General features: G+C 73.6%; 17 protein-coding genes, 1 tRNA gene and 1 riboswitch. Of the genes, 15 read left to right on the top strand and 3 right to left on the bottom strand.

The annotated features are described in order from the left end of the window. Nucleotides 1–104: 104 nt before the first annotated feature. The 4 genes from shc to BX286_RS30080 are packed head-to-tail and all read left to right on the top strand — an operon-like array spanning nucleotide 105 to nucleotide 5252. Nucleotides 105–2165, top strand: coding sequence for a squalene--hopene cyclase (gene shc / locus BX286_RS30065; protein WP_079430640.1), 2061 nt, complete (start codon nucleotides 105–107; stop codon nucleotides 2163–2165). Continuing rightward, on the top strand, nucleotides 2165–2803 hold the full coding sequence (locus BX286_RS30070; RefSeq protein WP_079430641.1) for a 1-hydroxy-2-methyl-2-butenyl 4-diphosphate reductase: 639 nt from the start codon (nucleotides 2165–2167) through the stop codon (nucleotides 2801–2803). The genes shc and BX286_RS30070 overlap by 1 nt, the downstream gene beginning before the upstream one ends. Nucleotides 2804–2808: 5 nt before the next feature. After that, nucleotides 2809–3840, top strand: a complete 1032-nt coding sequence (gene hpnH / locus BX286_RS30075; protein ID WP_079432061.1) for an adenosyl-hopene transferase HpnH — start codon at nucleotides 2809–2811, stop codon at nucleotides 3838–3840. Beyond that, on the top strand, nucleotides 3837–5252 hold the full coding sequence (locus BX286_RS30080) for an aspartate aminotransferase family protein (protein WP_121016860.1): 1416 nt from the start codon (nucleotides 3837–3839) through the stop codon (nucleotides 5250–5252). The genes hpnH and BX286_RS30080 overlap by 4 nt, the downstream gene beginning before the upstream one ends. Before the next feature lie 58 nt (nucleotides 5253–5310). Here the strand turns inward: BX286_RS30080 and BX286_RS30085 are convergent, their stop codons facing one another. Further along, a complete protein-coding gene (locus BX286_RS30085; RefSeq protein WP_398898832.1) occupies nucleotides 5311–6129 on the bottom strand; it encodes a tyrosine-protein phosphatase in 819 nt (272 codons plus the stop codon). Between the two features lie 310 nt (nucleotides 6130–6439). Further along, nucleotides 6440–6598, top strand: a riboswitch (cyclic di-AMP (ydaO/yuaA leader). A gap of 4 nt (nucleotides 6599–6602) precedes the next feature. On the opposite strand from BX286_RS30085, the gene BX286_RS30090 reads away from it, so the two are divergent. From BX286_RS30090 to BX286_RS30125, 8 genes are all read left to right on the top strand, one after another. After that, the gene (locus tag BX286_RS30090) at nucleotides 6603–7616 is read left to right on the top strand and encodes a M23 family metallopeptidase (RefSeq protein ID WP_121016863.1); all 1014 of its coding nucleotides are present in this window, start codon (nucleotides 6603–6605) and stop codon (nucleotides 7614–7616) included. Nucleotides 7617–7781: 165 nt separating this feature from the next. Beyond that, a complete protein-coding gene (locus BX286_RS30095) occupies nucleotides 7782–8567 on the top strand; it encodes an SGNH/GDSL hydrolase family protein (protein ID WP_079430645.1) in 786 nt (261 codons plus the stop codon). A 257-nt stretch (nucleotides 8568–8824) separates the two neighbouring features. Next, nucleotides 8825–10048 (top strand): MBL fold metallo-hydrolase, encoded by a 1224-nt coding sequence (locus BX286_RS30100; protein WP_079430646.1) that lies wholly within the window; start codon nucleotides 8825–8827, stop codon nucleotides 10046–10048. A gap of 219 nt (nucleotides 10049–10267) precedes the next feature. Then, nucleotides 10268–12175 (top strand): ATP-binding protein, encoded by a 1908-nt coding sequence (locus tag BX286_RS30105; protein WP_121016865.1) that lies wholly within the window; start codon nucleotides 10268–10270, stop codon nucleotides 12173–12175. Between the two features lie 47 nt (nucleotides 12176–12222). After that, complete coding sequence (locus BX286_RS30110; protein WP_261993655.1) at nucleotides 12223–12696, top strand: roadblock/LC7 domain-containing protein; 474 nt, start codon at nucleotides 12223–12225, stop codon at nucleotides 12694–12696. Continuing rightward, nucleotides 12693–13121, top strand: a complete 429-nt coding sequence (locus BX286_RS30115) for a DUF742 domain-containing protein (RefSeq protein WP_121016866.1) — start codon at nucleotides 12693–12695, stop codon at nucleotides 13119–13121. Before BX286_RS30110 ends, BX286_RS30115 begins: the two co-directional genes overlap by 4 nt. After that, complete coding sequence (locus tag BX286_RS30120; RefSeq protein WP_079430648.1) at nucleotides 13099–13743, top strand: ATP/GTP-binding protein; 645 nt, start codon at nucleotides 13099–13101, stop codon at nucleotides 13741–13743. Before BX286_RS30115 ends, BX286_RS30120 begins: the two co-directional genes overlap by 23 nt. Beyond that, a complete protein-coding gene (locus BX286_RS30125) occupies nucleotides 13740–14285 on the top strand; it encodes a GAF domain-containing protein (protein ID WP_079430649.1) in 546 nt (181 codons plus the stop codon). The genes BX286_RS30120 and BX286_RS30125 overlap by 4 nt, the downstream gene beginning before the upstream one ends. Nucleotides 14286–14315: 30 nt before the next feature. Here BX286_RS30125 and BX286_RS30130 read toward each other — a convergent pair whose 3' ends face one another. Continuing rightward, a complete protein-coding gene (locus tag BX286_RS30130) occupies nucleotides 14316–15215 on the bottom strand; it encodes a transketolase family protein (protein WP_100862444.1) in 900 nt (299 codons plus the stop codon). 11 nt (nucleotides 15216–15226) lie between these two features. After that, entirely contained in the window at nucleotides 15227–15928 is a 702-nt protein-coding gene (locus tag BX286_RS30135; RefSeq protein ID WP_079430651.1) for a transketolase, read from the bottom strand. Nucleotides 15929–16084: 156 nt separating this feature from the next. Here BX286_RS30135 and BX286_RS30140 point away from each other — a divergent pair. From BX286_RS30140 to BX286_RS30150, 3 genes are all read left to right on the top strand, one after another. Beyond that, nucleotides 16085–16161 (top strand) — tRNA-Pro (locus BX286_RS30140). 589 nt (nucleotides 16162–16750) lie between these two features. Next, complete coding sequence (locus BX286_RS30145; RefSeq protein WP_121017768.1) at nucleotides 16751–18163, top strand: sulfatase; 1413 nt, start codon at nucleotides 16751–16753, stop codon at nucleotides 18161–18163. Between the two features lie 79 nt (nucleotides 18164–18242). Further along, the gene (locus BX286_RS30150; protein ID WP_100862439.1) at nucleotides 18243–19142 is read left to right on the top strand and encodes a formylglycine-generating enzyme family protein; all 900 of its coding nucleotides are present in this window, start codon (nucleotides 18243–18245) and stop codon (nucleotides 19140–19142) included. Nucleotides 19143–19218: the final 76 nt, after the last annotated feature.

Below are 19218 nucleotides of genomic sequence, written 5' to 3' on the forward strand. Positions count from 1 at the left end.
GTGGATATGAATCGCGAGTCGCCGGGCGGGGGCCCCTCCTCCTGAGAGGTCCCCGGCCGACGGCAGACCCTGGCACAGCCGACGAACGGTACGAAGGGGAAGCCATGACAGCGACGACCGACGGCGGCGGTGCGATCACCGGCGGCGCCGATCCGCGACACGACAGCACGGCGGTCCCTGCCGCCGTGGCCGCAGGGCCGTCCGGCGAGGACACCGGCCTGCTCAAGGGAGTCCAGGAGGCCACCGACCGGGCCGTCCGCGAACTGCTGGACCGCCAGGACGCGGACGGCTGGTGGAAGGGCGACCTCCAGACCAACGTCACCATGGACGCCGAGGACCTGCTGCTGCGCCAGTTCCTCGGCATCCGCGACGAGGCGACCACCCGGGCCGCCGCCCTCTTCATCCGCGGCGAGCAGCAGCCCGACGGCACCTGGGCCACCTTCCACGGAGGCCCGCCCGAGCTCTCCGCCACGATCGAGGCGTACGTGGCCCTGCGGCTGGCCGGGGACCTGCCCGACGCCCCGCACATGGCCCGCGCCTCGGCCTGGATCCGCGAGCAGGGCGGGATCGCCTCCGCCCGGGTCTTCACCCGCATCTGGCTGGCCCTCTTCGGCTGGTGGAGCTGGGACGACCTGCCCGAACTCCCGCCCGAGCTGGTCTTCCTGCCGTCCTGGGTGCCGCTGAACATCTACGACTTCGGCTGCTGGGCCCGCCAGACCATCGTCCCGCTGACCGTCGTCTCCGCACTGCGGCCCGTCCGCCCGGCCCCCTTCGCCCTCGACGAGCTGCACACCGACGCCCGCGACCCGAACCCGGCCAAGCCGCTGGCCCCGGTGGCCAGTTGGGACGGCGCCTTCCAGCGCATGGACAAGGCGCTGCACCTCTACCGGCGCATCGCCCCGCGCCGGCTGCGCAAGGCGGCCATGGCCGCCGCCGGCCGCTGGATCGTCGAACGCCAGGAGAACGACGGCTGCTGGGGCGGCATCCAGCCCCCCGCCGTGTACTCCGTCATCGCCCTGCACCTGCTCGGCTACGACCTCGGGCACCCGGTGATGCGGGCGGGCCTGGAATCCCTCGACCGCTTCGCCGTCTGGCGCGAGGACGGCGCCCGCATGGTCGAGGCCTGCCAGTCGCCGGTCTGGGACACCTGCCTCGCCGCCATCGCCCTGGCCGACGCGGGCGTCCGCCCCGACCACCCGGCGCTGGTGAAGGCCGCCGACTGGATGCTCGGCGAGGAGATCCGGCGCCCGGGCGACTGGGCCGTGCGCCGTCCCGGACTGGCCCCGGGCGGCTGGGCCTTCGAGTTCCACAACGACACCTACCCCGACATCGACGACACCGCCGAGGTCGTCCTCGCCCTGCGCCGCATCCGCCACCCCGAACCGGCGAAGGTCGAGGCCGCCATCGCCCGCGGTACCTCCTGGACCCTCGGGATGCAGTCCAAGGACGGGGCCTGGGCCGCCTTCGACGCCGACAACACCAGCCCGTTCCCCAACCGGCTGCCCTTCTGCGACTTCGGGGAGGTCATCGACCCGCCGTCCGCCGACGTCACCGCCCACGTGGTGGAGATGCTGGCCGCCGAGGGGAAGGCCGGCGACCCGCGCGCCCGGCGCGGCATCGCCTGGCTGCTCGCCGAACAGGAGCCGGAGGGCGGCTGGTTCGGCCGCTGGGGCACCAACTACGTGTACGGGACCGGCTCGGTGGTCCCCGCGCTGACCGCGGCCGGGATCTCCCCCCGACACCCCGCCGTGCGGCGGGCCGTCGCCTGGCTGGAGTCCGTACAGAACGCGGACGGCGGGTGGGGCGAGGACCAGCGCTCCTACCGGGACCGCTCCTGGGCAGGCAAGGGCGCCTCCACCGCCTCGCAGACCGCCTGGGCGCTGATGGCCCTGCTCGCGGCGGGGGAGCGGGAGGGCGAGGCCGTCCGGCGCGGGCTCGCGTACCTGGTGGAGACCCAGCGCGCCGACGGCACCTGGGACGAGCCGTACTTCACTGGGACCGGCTTCCCCTGGGACTTCTCCATCAACTACCACCTCTACCGGCAGGTGTTCCCGCTCACCGCCCTGGGCCGCTACCTGTACGGGGAGCCCTTCGGCCCGGCCGCGGCCGCCCGCCGCGCCGGCCAGGCCCCGGCCGCCGCCCCCGTTCCGGCCGAGGGGGCCTGATGTCCGCCCGGGCGGCCCCGTCAGCGCCGCCGCTGCTGATCGCCTGCGCCCTGCGCATCGAGCGGGCGGCCCTCGGCGGCGCGGGCCGCTCGGCCGCAGGGGGCACGGTGCTGCGGACCGGGATGGGCCCGCGCGCCGCCGACCGGGCCGTGGCCCGGGCCCTGGGGCGCCCGGGGATGGAACGCGCCGCCGTCCTCGCCACCGGCTTCTGCGCCGGCCTGGTCCCCGGGATGAACCCCGGAGACCTCGTCGTCGCCGAGGAGACCCGCGATCCCCGCGGGGCGGTCTCCTGCACCGGTACCGCCCTGCTCGCCGGGGCACTGGCCCGCGCCCTTCCGGGGCGGACCGTGCACACCGGCGTACTGACCGGCTCCGACCACGTCGTCCGGGGACAGGAGCGCGACCGGCTGCGGGCCGCCGGCGCGATCGCGGTCGACATGGAGTCCGCGGCCACCCTGTGGACCGCTTCCGGGGCGGGTCGCCCGGTTGCGGCCGTCCGGGTGATCGTGGACGCTCCGGAGCACGAGCTCGTCCGTATCGGCACGGTCCGCGGTGGAATATCTGCCTTCCGTGTACTACGTGCCGTACTGCCCGCTTTTCATGAATGGCACCGTTCGTTGCTGATTCCCAGGAGGTGAACCAGATGGCCATGCCGCTGCGACAGTCCATCAGGGTCGGGACCTATCTTCTCGAACAGAAGCTCCGCAAGCGCGAGAAGTTCCCGCTGATCGTCGAGCTGGAGCCGCTCTACGCGTGCAACCTGGCCTGTGAGGGGTGCGGGAAGATCCAGCACCCGGCCGGGGTGCTCAAGCAGCGCATGCCCGTCGCCCAGGCGGTCGGCGCCGTCCTGGAGTCCGGCGCGCCCATGGTGTCCATCGCGGGCGGCGAGCCCCTGATGCACCCCCAGATCGACGAGATCGTCCGGCAGCTGGTGGCCCGGCGGAAGTACGTCTTCCTCTGCACCAACGCCCTGCTGCTCCGCAAGAAGATCGAGAAGTTCACCCCGTCCCCCTATTTCGCCTTCGCCGTGCACATCGACGGACTGCGCGAACGCCACGACGAATCCGTGGCCAAGGAAGGTGTGTTCGACGAGGCCGTCGCCGCGATCAAGGAGGCCAAGCGCCGCGGATTCCGGGTGACGACCAACTCCACCTTCTTCAACACCGACACCCCGCAAACCGTCATCGAGGTGCTGAACTACCTCAATGACGACCTCAAGGTGGACGAAATGATGATCTCGCCCGCCTATGCCTACGAAAAGGCCCCCGACCAGGAGCACTTCCTGGGCGTCGAACAGACCCGCGAACTCTTCAGGAAGGCATTCGCGGGCGGCAACCGGCGCCGCTGGCGGCTCAACCACTCCCCGCTCTTCCTGGACTTCCTGGAAGGGAAGGCGGATTTCCCCTGCACCGCCTGGGCCATTCCGAATTACTCCCTCTTCGGCTGGCAGCGCCCCTGCTATCTGATGAGCGACGGATACGTGCCCACCTACCGGGAGCTGGTGAACGACACCGACTGGAGCAAGTACGGCCGCGGCAAGGACCCGCGCTGCGCCAACTGCATGGCGCACTGCGGCTACGAGCCCACCGCCGTCCTCGCCACCATGGGCTCCCTCAAGGAGTCCCTGCGCGCCGCCCGCGAGACGGTCGCCGGGAACCGGGACGCGTCGGCATGACGGCGCCGCAGGCGGGGGCGGCCGGCGGGGGAGGGGGCTTCGACCTGGCCGCGCTGCTCGCCGAGCGCGGCGGGGAGCGCTACGAGCTGCACGCCCGCCACCTCAACCACCAGCTGCCCCGCATGCTGCGCACCATCGGCTTCGACAAGGTCTACGTGCGCGCCGAGGGCGCCCACTTCTGGGACGCCGAGGGCAACGACTACCTCGACATGCTCGCCGGCTTCGGCGTCATGGGCCTGGGCCGCCACCACCCGGTGGTCCGCCGGGCCCTGCACGAGGTGCTGGACGCCCAGCTCGCCGACCTGACCCGCTTCGACTGCCAGCCGCTGCCCGGGCTGCTGGCCGAGAAGCTGCTCTCCCACAGCCCCCACCTCGACCGGGTGTTCTTCGGCAACAGCGGCACCGAGGCGGTCGAGACCGCCCTGAAGTTCGCCCGGTACGCCACCGGCCGGCCCAGGATCCTCTACTGCGACCACGCGTTCCACGGGCTCACCACGGGCTCCCTGTCGGTCAACGGCGAGGGCGGCTTCCGCGACGGCTTCGCCCCGCTGCTGCCCGACACGAAGATCGCCCTCGGGGACCTGGGGGCGCTGGAGCGCGAGCTGCGCCGGGGCGACGTGGCGGCCTTCGTGGTCGAGCCGATCCAGGGCAAGGGGGTGCACGCCGCCCCGCCGGGGTTCCTGCGCGCCGCCCAGGAGCTCCTGCACCGGCACAAGGCCCTGCTGATCGCCGACGAGGTGCAGACCGGCCTCGGACGGACCGGGGACTTCTACGCGTACCAGAACGAACCGGGCGTGGAACCGGACCTGGTGTGCGTGGCCAAGGCCCTCTCCGGCGGGTACGTGCCCGTCGGCGCGACGCTGGGCAAGGACTGGATCTTCCAGAAGGTCTACTCGTCCATGGACCGCGTCCTGGTGCACTCCGCGAGCTTCGGCTCCAACGCCCAGGCGATGGCGGCCGGGCTCGCGGTCCTGCACGTCATGGAGGACGAGCAGGTCGTGGCCAACGCCCGGACCATGGGCGACCTGCTGCGCGGGCGGCTGGCCGCGCTCGTGGACGAGTACGAGATGCTCCACGAGGTGCGCGGCCGGGGGCTGATGATCGGCATCGAGTTCGGCCGGCCGTCCTCGCTGGGCCTGCGCAGCCGCTGGACGATGCTCCAGGCGGCCCGCAAGGGGCTGTTCGCGCAGATGGTGGTGGTGCCGCTGCTGAACCGGCACCGGATCCTCACCCAGGTCTCGGGGGACCACCTGGAGGTCATCAAGCTGATCCCGCCGCTGATCGTGGACGAGGCGGACGTGGACCGGTTCGTCGGTGCCTTCCGCGAGGTCATGGACGAGGCGCACGGCGGGGGCTCGCTGATGTGGGACTTCGGCCGGACCCTGGTCAAGCAGGCCGTCGGCAACCGCTAGGCCATCCCTCGCGCAGTCGGCGGGACGGGGCCCCGGCAGGCCGGGGCCCCGTGCGGGCTCACTCCAGCAGCCGGTCGCGCAGCCGCTCCAGCGTCGCCGGGGTCAGCCCCAGGCCCTCGGCGAGGTAGCGGTCCGGCCCGCCCCAGTGCACGTCGACGGTCTCGTACGCGGCGAGCAGGTACTCGGGGCGGGCGTCGAACAGCGGCGCCAGCAGCTCCGTCACCTCGGCGGGACGGGTCTCGGGCGTCTCGTCGCCGCGCCGCATCCGGTAGCGGTTGTGCGGGGCGTTCGACTCCAGGTAGTCCGCCACGACGGCATCGCGGTCGACCCCGAGGGCGAGCAGGGTGACGGCGACCGTCAGGCCCGCCCGGTCCTTGCCCGCCGCGCAGTGCAGGAGCGCGGGCACGCTGTCCTCGGCGAGCGCGCGCACCACCCGGCCGTGCTCGGCCGTGCGCTCGCGGATCATCTCCCGGTACGACTCCGCCATGCGGGCGGCCGCCCTGCCGCCGCCCAGGAGCCCGCGGAGCTGGTCGATCCCGCCCTCGCGGACCATCCGCCAGAACTCCCCGCCGTCGGCGGGGTCCGAGAGCGGGATGTTGACGTTGCGCACGCCCGGCAGTTCGACGTCCGGGCCCTCGACGGCCCGGTCGGCGGCGTTGCGGAAGTCGAAGACGGTGTGCAGGCCGAGGGAGGCGAGGAATTCCGCATCGGTTTCGGTGGCATGTGCCAGATGTCCGCTTCGGAACAGTCGTCCCGGCCTGACCCTCCGTCCATCCGTGGCCGGCAAGCCGCCCACGTCACGGAAATTACGCACTCCGGTCATCTCGGGCGTGGGTTCGGGGTGCGCGGAAAGGTCCTGCGGTATCTGCTGGGTCACGTGTACTCCTCCGCGGTGTGCCGCGTGTCCGAATTGCTCTGGTTGAGACCAACTTGCCATAGGTGGACGCGAGATCGGGCCGAACTCCGTGAGCCAGATCATACGGTGACCGTGCGTGCCTGATCGTGAAACGCGAATTCCCATGCCGGGGCGGCCGTTGCCGTTCCGGAATGGACGCAGGGTGACCGGAATTCCGTTGATCCCTCATGCCTGCTATTCCGTCAGGGAATTCACGGCTTGTTGCCCGTGCCTCCGCTGGATTACCTTCGCGAGCGATCCGGGTGGACCGCCTAATCCTGCCGCCGCCCGGGAACCGCACCCGACCAAGACGCGCGGCAGGAGCGGGGGACCCATGCAGGCCGCCGGGCCGGACCGAATCCGGCGCGGCTCGGGGTGAAGCCGTACCCGTACGGCCGGACATCTCCAGTCCGAACCCGACAGCTCACCTCGCAGGCGCCGGAGAGGAATTCGCCATGCCCGGAAAGGGTAAGCACCGCCGTCCGAAGTCCCGTTCCATATCCCGCGGCCTGGCCTTCGCCGGCACCGGGGGCGCGGCCCTCGCGCTGCCGCTGATGGGCGCCGCGGGGGCCCACGCGGCCGCCCCGGCCGCCGTGACCCCGGCCGCCGCTCCCGTCCAGGCTCCGGAGGCGTTCCGGACGGCGGCTCCCGCCGCGGCCCCGGCCGCCGCCCAGGCCGCCCCGGCCGTCTACACGGTGGTGCCCGGCGACTGCCTCTCGACCATCGCCGCCGAGCGCGGCCTCTCCGGCGGCTGGGAGCAGCTGTACGCCGCCAACCGCGAGGCCGTCGGTGACGACCCCTCCCTCATCCACCCGGGCCTGCGCCTGACCCTCGACGGGGACGCCGCCCCCGCCCCCAAGCCGGCTGCGGCGCCGGCCGAGGAGTCCTCGAGCGGAACTCCGGCGGCCGGCGCGGACACCGCCGGTGCCGCCCCGGCCGAGGACGACGGCGCCGGACCGGGCACCGCCGGCTCCTCCGCCGCCGCGCCGCTGAAGGGCTCCGCCGCCCCGTCCCGCGGAATGAAGCAGTCCGCGCCGGCCGCCCAGTCCGCGCCCGCGAGCGCCGCCGGGTTCGTCGCCCCCGTCAGCGGCGGCATCTCCACCCAGTACCGCACCCCGGGCGCCATGTGGTCCTCCGGCTACCACACCGGCGTCGACTTCATCGCGAGCACCGGCACCACCGTCCGGGCCGTCGGCGCGGGCACCGTGGTTTCCGCAGGCTGGGGCGGTGCCTACGGCAACCAGGTCGTCATCCGGCACGCCGACGGCAAGTACTCCCAGTACGGCCACCTGTCCCAGCTGAACGTCTCGACGGGCCAGACCGTCACCGCCGGCCAGAGCATCGGCCTCTCGGGCGCCACCGGCAACGTGACCGGCCCGCACCTCCACTTCGAGATCCGCACGGGTCCGTCCTACGGCTCCGACATCGACCCGCTGGCCTACCTCCGCTCGAAGGGCGTCAGCGTCTGACGACCGCCCGTGCGGCGGAGCGCCGGCACGCGCGGGGCCGGGACCCGAGGGGGGTTCCGGCCCCGCGTGTACTTATTCCTTATCCCCCGCGTGGTATAGATCACGGTCCGTCAACCCCTCATTACGTTGGCGTAGGTTGGCGACGGGGGTGAAGGATGGGTTCCCGTGGCAGCGACGAAGACGACACTCAAGACCATCGGCTCGTACGCGGCGATCGGGGACAGCTTCACCGAAGGCGTGGGGGACCCGGGACCCGGGGATTCGTATCTCGGCTGGGCCGACCGGCTCGCCGTACTCCTGGCGGATCAGCGCGACGAGCACGACTTCCGGTACGCGAACCTCGCGGTGCGCGGCAAGGTGCTCGACCAGATCGTGGAGGAGCAGGTTCCGCGGGCCAAGGAACTGGCCCCCGACCTCGTCTCCTTCTGTGCGGGCGGCAACGACATCATCCGGCCCGGCAGCGACCCCGACGACGTGGCGGAGCGCTTCGAGGCGGCCGTGGCCGACCTCACCGGCGCCGTCGGCCTCGTCATGATCACCACCGGCTTCGACACCCGGGGCGTGCCCGTCCTCAAGCACCTGCGCGGCAAGATCGCGACGTACAACGCCCACGTGCGCGCCATCGCCGACCGCTACGGCTGCCCGGTGCTCGACCTGTGGTCGCTCAAGACCGTCCAGGACCGCCGGGCCTGGGACGACGACCGCCTCCACCTCTCGCCCGAGGGGCACACCCGCGTCGCGCTGCGCGCCGCGCAGGTCCTCGGGTACGAGGTCCCCGCCGACCCCGACCAGCCCTGGCCGCCGGCCGCGCCGCGCGGGTCCGTGGACGTCACCCGGGACAACATCCAGTGGGCGCGCGAATACCTCGTGCCCTGGATCGGGCGGCGGCTGCGCGGGGAGTCCTCCGGCGACAACGTCGAGGCCAAGCGCCCCGACCTGCTCCCGCTGTAGCCCACCAGGCCCGGGCCTGGTCCCGCCCGGCCCGGGCCCGGCCCGGGCCTGGTCCCGGCCGGGCGCGGCCCCGGTCCCGCCCGGACCGGCTGCCGGACCGGGGGAGCAGGACGCCGGCGGCCGGGCGCGGGAAGCCGCCCGGCATCCGGACGGCGGCCGGGGGGAAACGGCCGGGCGGAATCCTGGGAGGCCGGTGCGCGTTGGGATGGTCGTGGGCGTAACCCGCCCCACCCCACCCGCACTACCCAGGAGGCGCCTTGACCGGCTCCCTTCCCCTGCGTCCCCGGCTGCGCGCCCTGCGGCCCGAAGCCTTCGGCGCGGACCCGTCCGGCGCGCGGCTGGAGCGCATCCTGAGCTCGCCGAACTTCGCCGACGGCGTCTTCCAGAACCCGGTGGGGGCCCGGACCAGGCCTTCCGGCTCGATGCTGGAGTTCGCCAAGATCTACTTCCACAAGGAGCAGCGGATCCGGCGCAACCCCGGCGCGCCCGTCCCCGTCCACCCCACCACCCTCGCCGAGCTGGCCAAGCCGCCGGCGAGCGGACTGCGCCTGACCTGGATGGGGCACTCCAGCGTGCTCGCCGAGATCGACGGCCGCCGCGTGCTCTTCGACCCCGTCTGGGGCGAGCGCTGCTCCCCCTTCCCCTTCGCCGGACCCAAGCGGCTGCACCCCGTGCCGGTACCGCTGGCCTCCCTCGGCGAGGTCGACGTCGTGGTCATCTCCCACGACCACTACGACCACCTGGACCTGCCCACCATCAAGGCCCTGGCCGGCACCGGCACGGTCTTCGCCGTCCCCCTGGGCGTCGGCGCGCACCTGGAGCGCTGGGGCGTCGCCCCGGGCCGGCTGCGCGAGCTCGACTGGAACGAGTCCACCGAGGTCGCGGGCCTCTCCCTGACGGCCACCCCGGCCCGCCACTTCTGCGGGCGCGGCCTGCGCAACCAGCAGTCCACCCTCTGGGCCTCCTGGGTGGTGGCGGGCGAGGAGCACCGGATCTTCCACAGCGGGGACACCGGCTACTTCCCCGGTTTCAAGGAGATCGGCGCCGAACACGGCCCCTTCGACGCCACGATGATCCAGATCGGGGCCTACTCGGAGTACTGGCCCGACATCCACATGACCCCCGAGGAAGGCATGCGCGCCCACCTCGACCTCCAGGGCGGCGCCCCGTCCGGCACGATGCTGCCGATCCACTGGGGCACCTTCAACCTGGCCCCGCACCCGTGGGACGAGCCCGGCGAGGGCACCGTGGCCGCCGCCGTGGCCCAGGGCGCCGCCATCGCCCTCCCCATCCCCGGCCGGCCCTTCGAACCGGGCGCCCCCGACGTCCCGGCCGCACCCTGGTGGCGCCCCTACGTCGCGGGCCCCGTGACCCCAGCGGACACCCCGGCCACCCCGGACACGCCCGCCGCGGCGGGCGTCCTCGATCCGGCGCCGGCGCCGGCGGCCGGACTAGGGGAACCGGAGGCCGTCGGGTCGTGAACCCGGGAGCGCGCACGCCCCGACCTGCAGGGGCGTGCGCGCTCCCGGCGCATTCGGGCTGTCGTGCGAGCGCTCCATCGGGAGCGGGAAGCAGCCCGGCGAAGTTCCCCAACTCGGCAACGGTCGTGGGAGCGTGCGGTCTAGCTTGGGTATCCGGTGATCAACACCGGGCCCCGGGAACTGGATCCGGGGGCCGGGCCCCACGTACCGAGGACGCCGATGTCCGGACTCCGCGCCGCCCGCCACGCCCCGTCGAGACACGCCGCCACGGGTCCCGGCCGGCAGATACGCCCCCAGCTGGTCCGTGCCGCCGTGCTGCCCACGCTCGCCGCCGCGCTCAGCGGCACCGCCGCGGTGATCTTCACCCTGCAGCTCGGCGGCGGCGCCGGACACCGGGACGCGCGGCTCTGGCCGGTGCTCGCGGGCTGCGCCCTGCTGGCCGTCGGGGCGCTCGCCGCCGCCCTGCTGGGGGCCCAGCGCGCCGCCAAGGCCGTCCGGGACCGGTGCGAGGCGCTGCGGCGCTCCAGCATGCGCGGCCGCCAGGAGCTGCGTACGACCGCCGAGCGCCTGGAACGGGGCGAGCGGCCGGCGCGCCCCGTGTGGGCCGGGCGGGGCACCGTGCCGCCGGAGGCCGCGGGTCCGGCCCGGGTGGACGAGTTCTGGCTGCTGGCACAGGAGTTGCGCGGCGCCCGCGAGCAGGCGCACGAAGCGCTCGTACGGCTGGCCGCCCCGGCCGCGCCCAGCGACAGCGACCGCAAGGTGGAGGTCTTCGTCAACCTCGCGCGCCGGCTCCAGTCGCTGGTGCACCGTGAGATCTCCCTCCTCGACGAGCTGGAGGACACGGTCGAGGACCCCGACCTGCTCCGGCAGCTCTTCCACGTCGACCACCTCGCCACCCGGATCCGCCGGCACGCCGAGAACCTGGCGGTGCTCGGCGGGGCCGCCTCCCGGCGCCAGTGGACGCGGCCGATCGACCTGAGCGAGGTGCTGCGCTCCTCGGTGGCCGAGGTGGAGCAGTACACGCGGGTCAAGGTGGTGCCCCCGGCGGGCGGTACCGTGCGCGGGCACGCCGTGGCCGACGTGGTGCACCTGCTGGCCGAACTCGTGGAGAACGCCACGGTGTTCTCCGCCCCCGACACCGACGTCGTGGTGCGCGCGGAGCGGGTCACCGCCGGGATCGCGGTGGAGGTGGAGGACCGCGGGCTGGGCATGCCGCCGCAGGAGCAGAACCGGATGAACACCCTGCTGGGCGACCCCGACCAGGTCAGCGTCCGGCACCTGCTGGCGGACGGCCGGATCGGCCTGTTCGTGGTCTCGGCACTGGCCCGGAGGCACGGGATCGCCGTCGAGCTGAAGTCCAACATCTACGGCGGGGTCCTCGCCGTCCTGGTCCTGCCCCAGGGCCTGCTGGGCGCCGAGGCCCCGGGCGCCGCCGACGCACTGGGCGGCTCCCGCGCCACCTCCTGGGGCACGGCCGAGACCACCCCGCCCCTGGAACCGGCCCGCCTCACCGAGCCGCCGGCCCCCGGTCCGCGACGGGCCGCCCCACCACCCCCGCCCGGCGCGGGCGGCACCGCGGCAGCCGGCCCCGGCCGGCCCGCCGAGACCTTGCGCGCACCGGATCCCTGGTGGTCCCGGGACGCGGGCCCCGTGTCCGCCTCCGGCGCGGAGCCCGGCGGGGACGCGGGGCCCCCCGCCTTCGCCCCCGCCTCCGGCCCGGCTCCCGGCGCCGGCCGGTCCGTGGACGCCCACGGCACCGGGGCCGCCGGCCGCATCCCCGACCCCGGGCACACCCTCGACCTCGGCCTGGTCCCCGCCTCCCCCGAGGGGTTCGCGGCCCCGGGCACCGCACACGCACCCGTGTGGGCCCGCGGCGAGGAAGCCGGGGACGGCGGGACACGGCCGGCGCCCCTCCCGCGCCGCATCCCCGCCGCGCGCGCGGACCGGGACGACCGGCCGGCGCTGCCCCGGCGCCGGGCCCAGACGCACCTCGCACCGCAGCTGCGCGAGACCCCAGCCCCCCGCCGCCCGGACGGGGACGCCGAACGGCCCGTGCACGACCCCGGCCTGATGGCGGCCTTCCAGCGGGGCTTCGGCCTCGCCCAGTCGTCCGAGCAGCAGACATGACCCCCCGCGTGTACACCCGCACGAACCCCAGCAAGGAGCACACCCCCATGGCCGGCGAAGTGGCGACGCAGACACAGACGCAGACGGAGACGAAGCCGCTGTCGAAGACCGGCAGCCTCTCGGACCTCGACTGGCTGCTCGGCGGACTGGTCCAGCGCGTCCCGTACACGCGCGCCGCGGTGCTGCTGACCAACGACGGGCTGGTCACCTGCGTGCACGGCCTGGACTCCGACAGCGCCGACCACATGGCCGCCCTCGCGTCCGGCCTGTACTCCCTCGGCCGCAGCGCCGGCGCCCGCTTCGGCGACGGCGCCGAGGTCCGCCAGGTCGTCGTCGAACTCGACACCGCCCTCGTCTTCGTCTCCGCGGCCGGCTCCGGCACCTGCCTGGCCGTCCTCGCGGACCGGGAGGCCGACGCGGGCGTACTGGGCTACGAGATGGCCATGCTGGTCAAGAGCGTCCGGCCCTACCTCGCGGCCCCGCCGCGCCGCCCCGTCGCCGACGCCGAAGCCGGGCGATGAGGGTCTGGGCGAAGGGGGCGCGGGGACCCGGGGCCGGGGGGCCGCGCGACACGCCCTGGCTGGACGACTCGGCCGGCCGGGTCATGCGCCCGTACACGGCCAGCGGCGGCCGTACCCGGCCCGCCGTCGCCCTCGACCTGCTGTCGCTGGTGTGCGCCACCGGGGTCCGGCCCAGGGTCCCGCTCGGCGCCGAGCACGTCCTCGCCCTGCGCTGCTGCGCGGCCGCTCCGGCGGTGACCGTCGCCGAGGTCGCCGGCCACCTGCGGCTGCCGGCGGTGGTGGTCAAGGTGCTGCTGTCCGACCTGATGGAGTACGGGGCCGTGCGCGCGCAGGCCCCGAGGTTCCCGGGCGGCGGGGGGTCCTTCGCCGCCGACGACCAGACCCTGCTGAGGGCGGTGCTCGATGGCCTTCGCCGGCGGCTCTGAGGCCCCGGCCCTGCCCGCGACCCTGAAGATCCTGGTCGCGGGCGGGTTCGGGGCGGGGAAGACCACCTTCGTGGGCGCGGTCAGCGAGATCGAGCCGCTGTGCACGGAGGAACTGCTGAGCGGGATCGGCGCGGCCGCCGACCCGCTCGACGGGGTGGAGGCCAAGACGGCGACCACGGTGGCCCTGGACTTCGGCCGGCTCACCCTCGACGACCGCCACGTCCTCTACCTGTTCGGCACGCCCGGCCAGCAGCGCTTCTGGTTCCTGTGGGAGGAGCTCTGCGCGGGCGCGCTCGGCGCCGTCGTCCTCGTCGACACCCGCCGCCTCGCCGACTGCTTCCCCGCCGTGGACTTCTTCGAACGGCGCGGCATCGGCTTCGTCGTCGCCGTCAACGAGTTCGACGGCGGCCACCGCTACACGGCCGAGGAGGTCCGCGAGGCGGTGGGGCTCGGCCCGGAGGTTCCCGTCGTCCGCTGCGACGCGCGCCTGACGGGCTCCGGGACCCGGACGCTGGCCGCCCTCGTCCACCACCTGCTGACCACGGCCCGGCGCTCCGCCGGGCCCCGTCCGGCAGTCCAGCACGCCTACGCACACCACTCCGCACCGGGGGAACCGCCATGAACCGCTATGAATCGACCGGACATCTGCTGCTCACCCCCGTGGACCGGGAGGCGCCCGCACGGGTGGTCCGGCTGCGCGAGATGAACCTGGGGGACCGGGTGGACGCCGAACTCGACGCCTTCGCCCGCCGGGTCGCGCAGACCCTGGAGGCCCCGTACGCGGGGGTCAACTTCGTCGGCGAGGACCGCCAGTTCTTCGCCGGACTGCACCACGGCCCGGACGCGGCCGCGAGCGGCTACCCCGCCCGGGTGCTGCCCCGCGACCACGGCTACTGCCCGCACGTGGTGGTGCGGCGGCGGGCCCTGGTCCTGGAGGACGTACGGGACTTCGCGCGGTTCGCGGGCAACGCCGTCGTGGACGAGAGCGGGATCCGCTCCTACCTGGGCGCGCCGCTCACGGACCGGCGGGGCATCGTCCTCGGCACGGTGTGCGCGGTGGACGTGGTGCCCCGGCGGTGGGGGCTGGCGGGGCTGACGACGGTCAAGGCCCTCGCCGCGGAGCTCGCGGAGCTGCTCCAGGCGCGCGCGGACCGCCCGGCCTGAGGCCGCCCGCGCCCGGCTCGCGGAGGGGGTTCAGCCCAGGAAGGCCGTGATCCGCTGCCGCAGCGAGCCGGCGTCCAGTCCGTGGGCGGCGGTGTGCTCCTCGATGGTCCCGAACCGGCGCAGCTCGGCGCGGCCCACCCCCAGCGGCAGCACCCGGTGCGGGACGTCGAGCAGCGCCTGCCCGGCGGCGGCCGCGGAGGTCCCGGCGAGGTACGGCTCCACCAGGACCACGTCGGCCGAGGCCCGGGCCACGGCGGCGCGCAGGACCGCTTCGTCGAAGGGGCGCACGGTGGCCGCGTACAGCACGGTGACGTCAAGGCCCTCGGTCGCCGCGAGGACGCCGTCCAGCATCGGGCCGACGGCGAGCACCACCCCCGCCCGCCCCTCCCGCACGGTCTGGAACCGCAGCCCGTCGGCCCCCGGGCGCGGAGCGGCGTTCGACATCTGGGAGAGCCGGACGTAGACCCGGTCGTCCCCGGCGGCGTACGCGTGGCGCAGCAGGGCCTCCGCCTCGTCGGGGTGGCCGGGCACGTGCACGGTCCAGCCGTCGAGGGTGTCCAGCAGGGCCACGTCGCCCGGGGCCATGTGGGTGTAGCCGCCGGCCGGCCAGTCGTAGCTGGCGCTGGAGCTGACCAGGACCCCGCCCGTGTCCTGGTGCCCGAAGTCCAGCTTGACCTGCTCGAACGGCCGCTCCACCAGGAAGCTGGCGAAGGTGTGGACCACCGGCCGCAGCCCGGTGAGGGCCAGTCCGCCGCCCACGCCGATGAGCAGCTGCTCCCGGATCCCGACGTTGATCACTCGGTCGGGGTGGCGCCGCTGCGCGGGCCGGAACCCGTCCATGGTGATCTCGGCGAGCACGAGGGCCAGCCGGGGGTCCTCGTCGAGCAGTCGCGACGTGACCGAGATGAACCGCTCCCGCATGGTGTCCATGACGTTTCCCCTCAGAACTTCTTCTCGACCCGGGCGACGACGGCGTGCGGCCGGCCCGGGTGCGGTGTGGTGAACGCGGCGTGCAGTGCCGCGTGGTCGCGCCCGTCGACGGTGGCCGTGCTCCAGCCCGCGGCCTCGAAGCGGGAGGCGATCCCGCCGCGCCAGCCGTGCGTGGCGGAGTCGTTGTCGACGACCACGGTGTGCAGGGCCTCCAGCCCGGCCGAGCCGGCGTAGGCGATGGCCTCGTGGTTGCTGCCCTCGTCGAGCTCCGCGTCCCCGATCAGCACCCAGACGGCGGGCTCGTGGAGCCCCTGCGCCCGCAGGCCGAGCGCGCTGCCGACGGCGAGCGGCAGCCCGTGCCCGAGGGAGCCGCTGGCGATCTCCACGCCGGGGATCAGGACCCGGTCGGGGTGGTGGCCGAGGGGGGAGTCGAAGGTGCCGAATCCGGGCAGCCAGTCCACGGGGAGGAAGCCCTTGGCGGCGAGCACGGCGTAGTAGGCCATGGGCCCGTGCCCCTTGGACAGCAGGAACCGGTCCCGGCCGGGCTCGTCCGCGCTCGCGGGATCCACGCGCAGTACCCGGTCGTACAGCACCCACAGCACGTCGAGGGTGGAGGTGGCGGCGGGCCCGTGCTTCTCGTCCCCGGTCATGAGGGCCATCAGGCGGCCCAGGTCCTCGTAGCGGAAGCCGGGCTCCGCGGTTGCGTGTGTCATACAGGAACCATGTGACCTCAAGCGCGCTTGAGGTCAAGCGCCCGCGGTCGCGTCCGTCAGGTCCCGCCGCCCGGGAAAGGCGCGCGCAACCACCCGCGGAAGTGCGGTATGGTTCTCGTGCCGGTTGAGCCGGGGGAAACCCCAGGTCAGCGGCACCGGGACGTGGCGCAGCTTGGTAGCGCACTTGACTGGGGGTCAAGGGGTCGCAGGTTCAAATCCTGTCGTCCCGACCAGCGTTTTCGCAGGTCGGAGGCCGTTCTCTCATCCGTGAGAGGGCGGCCTTTCGTGTATCCGGAGCCATGGTGGCCGCAATGTGTCCGGCGGGGATGGTGATCGTGGCGGCCAGGTGCCGCAGTCGTGGGGCAGTGGGCACCGAGCTGGTGGTGCTGCGTGTTCCTGCAGCCGCAGCGGCGGTAGATGCGGCCGCGGCCGACGCTGGTACGCATAGGGATCACCTCCGTGACGCGGAGAGAAGTGAGTACCCCTGGCCTGCGACAGGTGGGTACCGTGGCTGCGCCGGCGCCCCACGGCCCGCTTCCCATTTCATCTGCTGTACATGGAACCGCGGTTCCGGTTCACCTAGTCTCATCGCCATGGCAGCAGGAATCCTCACTGCGCGCCGCCACGTCGACCAAGGGCGCCTGGCGAGCGCCCTGTGTACGGTCGTCCCGGCGCGCTGAACGCGCCTCCTCCCCACGGGATCCCCACCTGGCGCCCCTGCCTGACTCCCGTCTCTTCCCCTTCCGCACCGCAGTCGGCGGCTTCCGGCCGCCCGCCCTGCCGTGCCTCCATGCGCCGACGCACCCAGGAGGAATGGACATCATGAGCGAGAACAGCGAGAACAGACGATCCCCGGTGAGCCGCCGCGGCTTTCTCGGCGGTGCCGCCGCCGTGGCGGCCGCCACCGCCGTACCCGCCCTCGCGCAGGTCGCCGGAGCCGGTCCCGCCGCTGCCGCCGGCCGACCGAACATCCTGCTGATCGTCACCGACGACCAGCCCAAACACACCGAGTGGGCCCTGCCCAAGACCGTCGCCTGGCTCGCCGACCAGGGCGTGAAGTTCACCAACGGCCACGTCACCACCCCGCTGTGCGCGCCGTCCCGGTCCAGCGTCTTCTCCGGCCGCCACGCCCACAACCACGGCGTCCGCAACAACGGCGCCTCCCACGCCCTCGACCAGAGCACCACCGTGCAGAAGTACCTCAATCAGGCGGGCTACCGCACCGGCCTGTTCGGGAAGTACCTCAACTCCTGGACCCTCGCGGACAACCCGCCGCACTTCGAGGAGTTCGCCCTCCTCCAGCCCGGCTACGTCGACGCCCAGTGGAACGTCAACGGCACCGTCCAGACGATCAACGGCTACACCACGAACATCATCAAGAACCGCACGCTGAACTTCCTCGACAAGGCCGCCACCGACACCAGGCCCTGGTTCGCGTACGTCACCCCCTACGCTTCCCACGGCCCGCGCACCCCCGAGGCGAAATACGCGGGCACCCCCGTACCGGACTGGAACGGCCGGCCGTCGGTCCCCGAGAACGACCGCAGCGACAAACCGGCGTACATCCGGAACGCCACCGGCACCCTCGCCGACGGTCAGGCCATCCGCGCCGAGCAACTGCGCACGCTGCTCTCCGTCGACGACGCGGTGCAGGCCTTCAAGGACAAGCTCCAGGCCCTGGGCCAGCTCGACAACACCCTCGTCATCTACATCGGTGACAACGGGTTCAGCTGGGGCGACCACGGCTGGACCGCCAAGTCGGTGCCGTACCGCCCTGCGCACGAGGTGCCGTTCTACCTCTCCTGGCCGGCCGGCGGCCGAGGGGCGGGGACCGTGGACAACCGGATCGTCGCCAACATCGACATCGCGCCGACCATCCTCGACGCGGCGGGCATCACTCCCGCCGCACCCCAGGACGGCCGCTCCCTGCTCTCCTCCTACAGCCGCGACCACTTGCTGGTGGAGTGGTGGAAGCAGGGCACCGGCACCGGCGGGGCACCGACCTGGTCCTCGTACGTGGCCAAGGACAAGCAGTACACCGAGTACTACGACCTGACCACCGACGCGAACGGGACCGTGTCCGGTACCGGCCAGGTGAAGTTCCGCGAGTACTACGACCTGGAGGGCGACCCGTACCAGCTGATCAACAAGCTGTACCAGGCCACTCCGGCCGAGGAGCAGGCCCTCGGAATACCCGCTCTGGCCGCCCAGCTCGCCGCCGACCGCGTGGCCTGACCTACACCCGCACCCCCGGCCGGGCGCCCGTACCGCGAGGCACGGGCGCCCGGCCGCCTACCGTCCCGACGGAGCCGTCATGCCCGCATGCTGCACCCCCGGCCACGCCCACGCCCCGACGCTCACCCTCGCCCCACCGCCCCCCACACCGCCGCTCTCCCGCGTGGCCCGGCAGCTGCTCAGCCTGCCCGGCGGCAGCTTCCTCATGGGAACGGACGACCCGGAGGGCTTCCCCGCGGACGCCGAGGGGCCGGTCCGCGAGGTGGCCGTGGAGTCCTTCCGTATCGCGGCCACGGCCGTGACCAACGCCCAGTTCGCCACCTTCGTCAAGGCCACCGGCCACACCACCGAGGCTGAGCGCTTCGGCTTCTCCTTCACCTTCGGGGCCTTCCTCGCCGAGGAGGTCGCCGCGGTCTCCCCGTCCGTGGCGGCCGTCCCGTGGTGGCGGGCGGTGGAAGGGGCCAGCTGGCGCCACCCCGAAGGGCCCGGCTCGCACGTCACCGACCGGCAGAACCACCCCGTCGTCCACGTGTCCTGGCACGACGCCCAGGCATACTGCGACTGGTCCGGGACCCGCCTGCCCACCGAGGCCGAGTGGGAGTACGCGGCACGCGGTGGCCTGGAGCAGTGCCGTTACCCCTGGGGAGACGAGCTCATGCCCGACGGCCGCCACATGTGCAACATCTGGCAGGGCGACTTCCCGGTGCTCAACACCGCCGCGGACGGGTACGCGGGCACCGCGCCGGTGAAGTCCTTCCGGCCCAACGGCTTCGGGCTCTACAACACCGTCGGCAACGTCTGGGAGTGGTGCGCGGACTGGTTCACACCGGGTGAGGAGACCGCACGGGCGATGCGCGGCGGTTCGTACTTGTGCCACGACTCCTACTGCAACCGTTACCGGGTGGCCGCGCGCAGTTCCAATACGCCCGACAGTTCGACCGGCAACATCGGGTTCCGGGTGGCCGCCCACCCTGCCTGATCCGGTCCGGCGCGTGCCGGAGAGGCCGTTCCGGGAGCGACGCTCCGGAACGGCTTCTCCGGCATGTGGGCTGGAG

The sequence above is a fragment of the Streptomyces sp. 3211.6 genome, assembly GCF_003634815.1.
GTDB lineage: Bacteria > Actinomycetota > Actinomycetes > Streptomycetales > Streptomycetaceae > Streptomyces > Streptomyces katrae_A.